General features: G+C 46.2%; 2 protein-coding genes and 1 tRNA gene. 1 reads left to right on the forward strand and 2 read right to left on the reverse strand.

Annotated elements, in window-relative coordinates:
- Nucleotides 1-167: 167 nt before the first annotated feature.
- Both QZY09_RS11820 and QZY09_RS11825 read right to left on the reverse strand, forming a co-directional pair.
- Nucleotides 168-6,269 carry a PKD-like domain-containing protein gene (locus QZY09_RS11820; protein ID WP_295672640.1) on the reverse strand — a complete coding sequence of 2,034 codons (6,102 nt, stop codon included), beginning with the start codon at nucleotides 6,267-6,269 and terminating at the stop codon, nucleotides 168-170.
- A 166-nt stretch (nucleotides 6,270-6,435) separates the two neighbouring features.
- Nucleotides 6,436-7,941, reverse strand: coding sequence for a hypothetical protein (locus tag QZY09_RS11825; RefSeq protein WP_295672642.1), 1,506 nt, complete (start codon nucleotides 7,939-7,941; stop codon nucleotides 6,436-6,438).
- A 150-nt stretch (nucleotides 7,942-8,091) separates the two neighbouring features.
- Here QZY09_RS11825 and QZY09_RS11830 point away from each other — a divergent pair.
- A tRNA-Ala gene (locus tag QZY09_RS11830) sits at nucleotides 8,092-8,168 on the forward strand.
- Nucleotides 8,169-8,219 lie beyond the last annotated feature (51 nt).

An 8,219-nucleotide genomic window follows, 5' to 3' on the forward strand; every position in this document is an offset into this window, starting at 1 on the left:
AGTCTTCTCATAATTTAGGTTTATAATTGGTTAGTAAAGGCCCCTGCCCATCAGGGGCTTTACTTTTTTAAAAAAATCCCTAAAACTGGCCCTATAGCTTAATACAAAGGAAATTTTATTCGATCAGGACAATCGAAAACCCTTGCATAGTCTTGAATTTTTTTTGATCAACGTATCACAGTAACGTAACCGGAAATTACACGAAGTCCTTCAAATTTGGGGTCGATGATATAATAATAAACACCGTAAGGCACTTGCTTTCCATTATACGTTCCATCCCAGGCGGCACCATACCCTACAGAATGGAATATTTTTTGACCATTCCGGTCAAAGATATCAACGGTCGCCTGTGAATAAGCTTCCAATCCTTTAATATTCCAAAGATCATTAACACCATCGCCGTTTGGGGTAAAACTATTGGGCACGTTGATCAACGGTGATACGATCACATTTACTGTAGCAGTGCCTATGCAACCTCTGGCATCAATAACATTCAGCGTGTAGGTTTGGTCAACATTGCCTGTAATGACCGGCTCGGCAGCGGTATTGCTGCTGATATCTACATTAGGCGACCAGGCATAGGTAACATTAGGATCGCTTACGGTTGGTACCAGGGTTACGGTACGGCCTTTCAAAACATAAACCGGTCCTTTAATGCTTACTGTTGGTGGCGGAATAAACTTAACTGTCAATTGATCCGTTGGAATATAACAAGTACCAGCGCCATTTGCTGTAAGCGTTAAAACCACCGAACCAGCTGCAATATCAGCTGCACTTGGGTAGTAAGTTGCATCCAGTTGTGATGCACTGGGGCTAAAACTTCCCGTGCCAGACGAGCTCCAGACGCCACCACCCGGTATTGTAATTTTCCCGCCAAGTTTAGCTCCGCTTTGCGAGCAAACTGACTGGCTATTACCCGCCGTAACTGCGGTCAATAGTTGGAATTTTACAACAGTTTGATCGGTCGATATTGAACAATTATCAGGTGTGGTTGATGACAAGGTGAGGGTTACTCCCCCGGCAGCAACATCTTGTGCCGATGGTATGTACTGAGCGTTTAAACTGGTTGGTGCAGGTAAAAAAGTACCCGAGCCGTTGGTAGACCATAGCCCTGTATGTGACACGCTCGAAACAGTACCCGTAATAGCAATAGGGTTTACAGAAGGGCAAACGGTTATCTGTTTATTACCAACTGTTGCCAATGGCAATTGATCGACAATAACATCTGTAGATCCCGGAGGACTAGTACAGCCATTAACTGTAATTGTAAGAAAATAGGTACCATTATTAACAAAGATCGCATTGACGATACTTGGATTTTGCAAATTAGATTTCCATCCATTAGGGCCGGTCCACGAATAGGTTGCTCCCGGAATAGCAGGTGCCTTTAAATGAATGTCAGTATTCGTACATACCGGCGAATTAGAAGTTGGTGCTGGTACCGCAGGAATAGGATTTACCGTAACAGTGTATGTAAATGGTGCACCCGGACAAGTACCTGCCACCGGCGTGATAATATAAGGTACAGCTATAGGATTATTGGTATTGTTGATGAGCGTTTCGGTGATCGTAGCGGTATTTTGTCCAACTACCGGGGCATTACTTATGCCAGGCACAGCTGCCCTCGACCAGGTGAATGTGGCATTAGGAAAATCGGAGGTGATGGTATAGTTTAACGCCGTGCCTGAACATGTTGGATCGGTAGGGTGACTGGTGATGGATGGCGATTTAAACGTGATCGTGATCGACTTGGTCACTACACTACAATTATCCTTACTGGTTGATGCCAAAGTAAGCGTAACAGCGCCCGAATTTTGATCGGCAACAGATGGGAGATATTGGGCATTTAACACATTTGCCGCGGGTGAAAAGGTGCCTGTGCCGCTTGTAGACCAAACGCCCGTGGTTGTCCCTCCGCTCACCGAACCTGCCAGTTGTACCGAGGCTGTATTAACACAGACAGGCTGATCGACCCCGGGATCTACAATAGGTGGCGGGTCAATAGTAACTTTAGTTGTTACTGTCGGGCTCTGACAGCCATTAAGTGTTATATACAAACTATAGATGCCAGCGTCTGCCAGTGTTACATTTGGAATTGCAACATTTTGTAACGTCGATGAAAAATTATTAGGGCCCGACCAGTGGTAAACTGCTCCTGGTATCAATGGACTCTGCAAATTGAGCGTAGTTCCGACACAAACTGGCGAATTGTTATTGGCCGTAGGTGTAGGAACGGTAGGGTAAACTGTTACAATATACAAAACCTGAGTACCGCTGCAAGCCCCAAATATTGGCGTAATGGCATAGGTTACAACTACAGGTTGTGCGGTATTGTTGATCAACGTTTCGGTTATAGTAGAAGAATTTTGCCCCAGCACGCCCGGGTTACTGATGCCCGGCACAGGCTGCCTGCTCCAGGAGTAAGTTGCTCCTGCAACATTGGAAGTGATCGCATAGTTCTGAGCCACTCCTGTACATGCTGTGCCAACCAGAGAGCTTGTAATTGTTGCAGTAGGGTTAACTGTTACCGGTAGTGTAAACACTAACCCCGTACAACTGGCAGTTTGGTAGTTAATAACATAATTTACAACAATTGGGGCATTGGTTGTATTAAAAAGCGATTCCTGGATCGTATTTGACGCTTGACCTGCTATGGCAGGGTTGCTGATACCAGGCACAACTGCTCTGCTCCAGGTAAACGTTACTCCTGCCGGATTGTTAAAAGCGATTGTATAGGCAACCGAAGAACCGCTGCATACCGAGGCAGTTGGATTACTACTGAGGGTTGGTGAAGGGTTAACAGTAACCACATAATCAAATGCAGTTCCCGAACATCCGGCTGCAGTCGGAGTAATAACATAGGTCACGTTGACCGGACTATTCCCGGTGTTAATGAGCGATTCGTTAATAAGTGCAGTATTCTGACCTGCAACAGCAGGATTACTTATATTAGCAACAGCAGCCCTGCTCCAGGTAAAAGTAGCCCCGGCAACACTCGAAGTTATCGTATAGTTCTGTGCGGTTCCGCTACAAATACTGCCTGTAGAAGCACTTGTTATATTCGGAACAGGCAATATAGTAACATCCACTTTTGTCCTGGTACTTGGGCAACCGTTCACTACTGATTGTACATAATAGCTTGTAGGAACAGTCAGCGTGGTAGTTGTATAGGTGCTATTGGTAGATAATAAATTACCACCGGTTTGGGCATCGTACCATTCGTAACCACCTGCCGAACCAGAGGCTGTCAGGGTAACGGAACTTCCCGAGCACGTAGGAACCCCGGCAGCGACTGGCGCGGCGGGTGTGGTATTCAGTATAACAGTAACCTTAGTTCTTGTACTGGTGAACCCTCCGACAGTTGTTTGTACATAATAGCTCGTATTGGCAACAATGGGAGGGGTAACAAATGTTGGACCGGTTTGCAGAAGCGTACCGTTAACGTTGGCATCGTACCATTGATAAGTTCCACCTGGCGCAGTCGCAGTTAGAGTGGCAACACTACCCGGACAAACAGTAGTACCTAGCGCAGTAGGCGCAGTTGGTACAGCATTAAACTTGATGGTTACCGTGCGCGACAATATGGTACATGGTGCTGCCGGAGTAGCCGAAGTAAGCGTAAGCGTAGCGCTGACTTCTCCGGGCCCGGGCGTATATATTGCATTCAAAGCATTTGGATTCGAAAATGAACCCGTACCGCCAGACCAGGTACCGGTGCTTACAGCTCCGCTGATTGAACCAGCTAATGTAACCGGTGTACCTGATGCCACCGATTGATTAGGCCCGGCTGATATAAATATCGGAGGATTGATAACAACCGTTGCACTAAATGTTGACAATGAACAGGTTCCGCTCGCAGCTATGGTGTTGGTTACCGTATAGGTGCCAGGCGTGGAAGCAGAAGGATCGAACTGACCAGTGTTGGTATTAGTAAATACTAAACCTGCCGGACTCGCAGAAAAAACTCCTGCACTTGCGCCGGGAGCAAATGTTGGCAGCGCAACGTTTACCAGGTTGGGGCAATATGGTCCGGCATAGGAGAACTGGGCATTTGGCGTACTGGTTATGGTAATAACTTCGGTATTCGTAACCGGACAGGCGCCATTGCCAAGGAATGATACTGTATAGGTACCGGGTGTGCTGGCAGAAAGATTGATCTGACCGGTAGCGGTACTTACAAATACCAAACCGGCAGGTGCTGCACTGAATGTACCTCCAAGCGGGTTATTAATAACCGGGCTTGGGTTGGGTCCCGTTGGACAAAAAGTTGCCGTTGAATATTTAAACTGAGGACTAGCAACAGCGGTTACATTAACGGTAACCTGAGTTCGCGCCCCCGGGCATGTAGTTGTTGATTCAACCCAATAATTGGTTGATGCAGCTAATACAGGGGTAGTATATGTGGCGCCGGTAAATAATAAGTTTCCGCCAACAGCGGCATCGTACCAGTTGATAGTACCTGCACCCACAGCAGTTAATGTAGCATGGCTTCCCGGACAAACTGCGGGAATTGGATTTACAGTTGGAGCAGCAGGTGGTAAACTAACTGTCACCAGTACCTGAGTACGCGTACTCGAACATCCGGAAGCGTTGATTGCCTCAACATAGTATGATGTATTTGCATTGATTGCAGGCGTATTGTAAACAGAGCCGGTGGCTAATAAATTACCGTTGACCTGGGCATCATACCAGCCATAATTACCGGAAGGTGCCGTTGCGCTCAAAGTAGCTATACTGCCCGGGCAAATGGTTGCGCCAGGTGCTACAGGTGCAGCCGGTGGGGCAAGAATATTAACAGAAACGGCCGTTCGTGCGCTGGTGCAACCAGCAACTGTAGTTTGTACAAAGTAGGTTGTATTTGCTGCAAGGGCGGGTGTAACAAAGGTCGCGCCAGTAAAGAGCAGGTTGCCACCAACCGCAGCATCGTACCATTGATAAATGCCACCCGGTGCAGTAGCAGTTAATGTTGCCGATGTACCCGAACAAATAAACTGTCCTGATGCTGAAGGAGCTGCCGGGAGTGCATTCACAACCACGTCAACTTGAGTTAATGCACTTCCGCACCCGCTTACATCCTGTACATAATAGCTCGTTGTACTGTTAAGCACCGGTGTTGTAAACGAAGGTCCGGAGGCAAGCAACACGCCTCCCACAGCTGCGCTATACCATTTATAGGTCCCACCGGGGCCAGTTGGCGTCAGTGTTATACTTGAACCGGCACAAATTGGAGCGATAGCAGCAAATGTTGGTGCTGGTGGAATTGCATTAACTACTACCTGCACCGGTGTACGCTGACTAACACAGGTATTTACGGTAGATTGTACATAATAAGTAGTTGTTGCATTTAGCGGTGGTGTGGTAAAATCGGGGCTAGATATCAATGACGTTCCGCCGGAAGCTGATGTAAACCAATCAAGCGTGCCCGCACCTGTGGCATGTAGCGTGACCGCACTTCCTGAGCATACCGACGTACCGGCAGCGACTGGTGCCGCGGGGGGCGGCGTAACCGTAGCTACAACTGCGACAGGTGCACTCGAGCATCCTGTAGGACCAGTTAAAACTACGTAATATGTAGTTGTAGCGAACAAGGGCGGGGTAACGAATGTATTGCCTGTACCAACCGGCGTACCCGTACCATTGCTGTTATTATACCATGCAAATGTGCCCACACCTCCCGCAACCAGCGTTGCCGGATCACCGGAGCAAACGGTTGCATTACTCTTGCCGGGATTAGGTTGCAGGTTTACGGTGACCGGTGTCCTCGGACTAGTACAACCGTTTAGTGTTGTTTGTACATAAAAAATTGTGGGATCAGTAACTATCACGGGTGTGATAAAGGTGGACCCTGTTCCCAGGAAATTTCCACCTACCGGAGCATCATACCATTGGTAAGTCCCTCCTGGTGCAGTCGCTGTGAGTGTCGCAGATGAATTAAGGCAGGCGATCGCATTGGCCGCTGTCGGAGCTGCTGGTGCGACACCGTTGACAATAGTTATAGTTTGCTTAATTGACGTGCATCCAGGAGTTTTATCCGAAACAATAACGGTATAGGTACCTGCCTTGTTGACACTGATACTACTGGTAGTTTCACCGGTACTCCAGGCATACGAATAGGGAGCAGTCCCGGCCGATGCGTTGGCGGACAACACCACACTTCCTCCTGAACATATTGCGGGGCCAGAGGAAGTTAGATTAACACTTAAAGTACATTGGCCTGATCCCCGGATAGCTGCAAATAGGAGCAGGAATACGAGTAAACTGTTCTTCATAGATATCAATAGTCGACCAAGAGTAGAACCCTGGCAATTGGTAGATCGGGTTAACTAATTTCGTTTAAATTTAAAAAAAAATCGGCAAATGAAAAATGATATAAATAATTTATTAATATTCAATGTTTTACAAAAACCGTAATGAGAAGTAATTTGGAGAAGATGACTAGTCGATCTGCTTTACTGCAAAAATATCCTGTAATTTTTCGGCCAGTTTTTCTTTGTCTATAAGCCCAGGTCGGGCCCTACCCATTCTGCGAGCCGCCCATGCGAAAAAGGGAACAAATAGTCCGGCAAGCAATGCGCTGCTGTAATAAAGCAGGTAGTTGGGAGGCAAAACAGCAATATTTTTTTCGGGGCCGGATACAATAACCAAAGCCGGTTCGGCAACATTTTCTGCGACTATCTTTGCGGGGGCAGTCAATTTAGCCGTCGTTTTCACTTCAGGTTTTTGATCGGCACGGGCGATCTCTTTATTTACAGCCGCCAGCAACTCCTGTTTAGAAGCGATCTTTTCTTTTAACGCCGAAGGATTGGGGTCGGCATGATGCCCCTCAGGCGTATCTTTGATATCTTTATTTAACTTTAGTACGATCTCGCTTTGTAAAACTGCCAGTCGTCTGTTCAAACTATCGATCTGAGCTTTGTTGTGCTGCCCATTGTTCATCAATTCGCGACGGTATGACTGCGCTTCATTATACTGGCTTACCTCCTCATCCAGATCAGCATCATTAACCTCGTTTGCATGCGGAACCTGTACAAATTCCTTAACCGGCTTCTTGATATAGGGCGACATTTCCCGATATATTTTTGCCTGATCATGGGTAGAGGTTATTTCATCTTTAGCTCCGCCTTTTGGAAGGGTAAGCATTCGGGCCTTTAATGTTGAAATTTCCTCATTCAGGTTTCTTGCTTTTTCATGCAAGGCGGCAAGGCTTTGCGGCGCTTTTGTTTCCGCATTATTCCTGGATTTAACGGGCGCAGTCTCCGTATAAATTTCCGAAGTGATTTTTTGTTGATTTAACCCATTATAAACCTTAAACAAGGTCTGTAAAAAAACAACCCCTTTTTGTGCATTCGGATCTGTAATGCTTACCGTCAACCCATTTCCTTGCTGATCGGCCTCTACCTGCAACCCTTCATAAAAATGGCTGTATAACTGAGTACTATCGTTGATCTTTACGATATAATTTTGATTATCCGGCTTATTCCCGCCATTGCTAATTACCCGAAAATCGCCGTAGGGCCCGGAAATCAACTCACGATAAGCATAATTTTTAATAGTGTCACCATTGGTAAGCGCAACCTGCCCGTTGTCAAGTGCCTGAACTGCCATTTGGCCGGTCGGTTTTGAATTAGGTATATTAACAAACTCCAGCTTTAACGGTACCGAATCCGGGAATACCTCTTTTTGAGGAGCAGTATCGTTATAAAAACTTACCTGATATGACAACTGGCTTAAAGCTTTTCCAACCAGGGCTTTTGACCTTAGCTGGCTTGCAGCCGTTTGGCCTTCCAGGTTTTTCAGGGCAATACGCGAACTTACTTTATATTCAGTGATTAAAGACGAGGTATAAAAATAAGCTGCGGCAAGAAACAAGGGCAGGAAAAGAAATAACCATTGCCGCTTCACAAATAGCCAAAATCGCATAAAAGCCGATTCTTCGTCCATACAGCAATTTTAAATAAAATATATTACAAATTGTAAGTTACAAAGTTATGAATGATTTTGCTGCAAATTTCAGCAAAACGTTATCAATAACCCGTATGCAAGAATTATATTTTCTGTTTATCAACTTTTTGTTAGTTTTGCCGTCCCAACGGGGGATTAGCTCAGCTGGCTAGAGCGCTTGCATGGCATGCAAGAGGTCATCGGTTCGACTCCGATATTCTCCACCAAACAAGTCCATTTACAATCTTAGCCGTTGTCTATGGACTTTTTTTATTTAG

It is taken from the genome of uncultured Mucilaginibacter sp. (assembly GCF_903913935.1).
GTDB lineage: Bacteria > Bacteroidota > Bacteroidia > Sphingobacteriales > Sphingobacteriaceae > Mucilaginibacter.

Bases quoted from the DNA above. Each gene is read 5' to 3' on its own strand.
- QZY09_RS11820 (WP_295672640.1), bottom strand. From the start codon at position 6,269: ATGAAGAACAGTTTACTCGTATTCCTGCTCCTATTTGCAGCTATCCGG.
- QZY09_RS11825 (WP_295672642.1), bottom strand. From the start codon at position 7,941: ATGGACGAAGAATCGGCTTTTATGCGATTTTGGCTATTTGTGAAGCGG.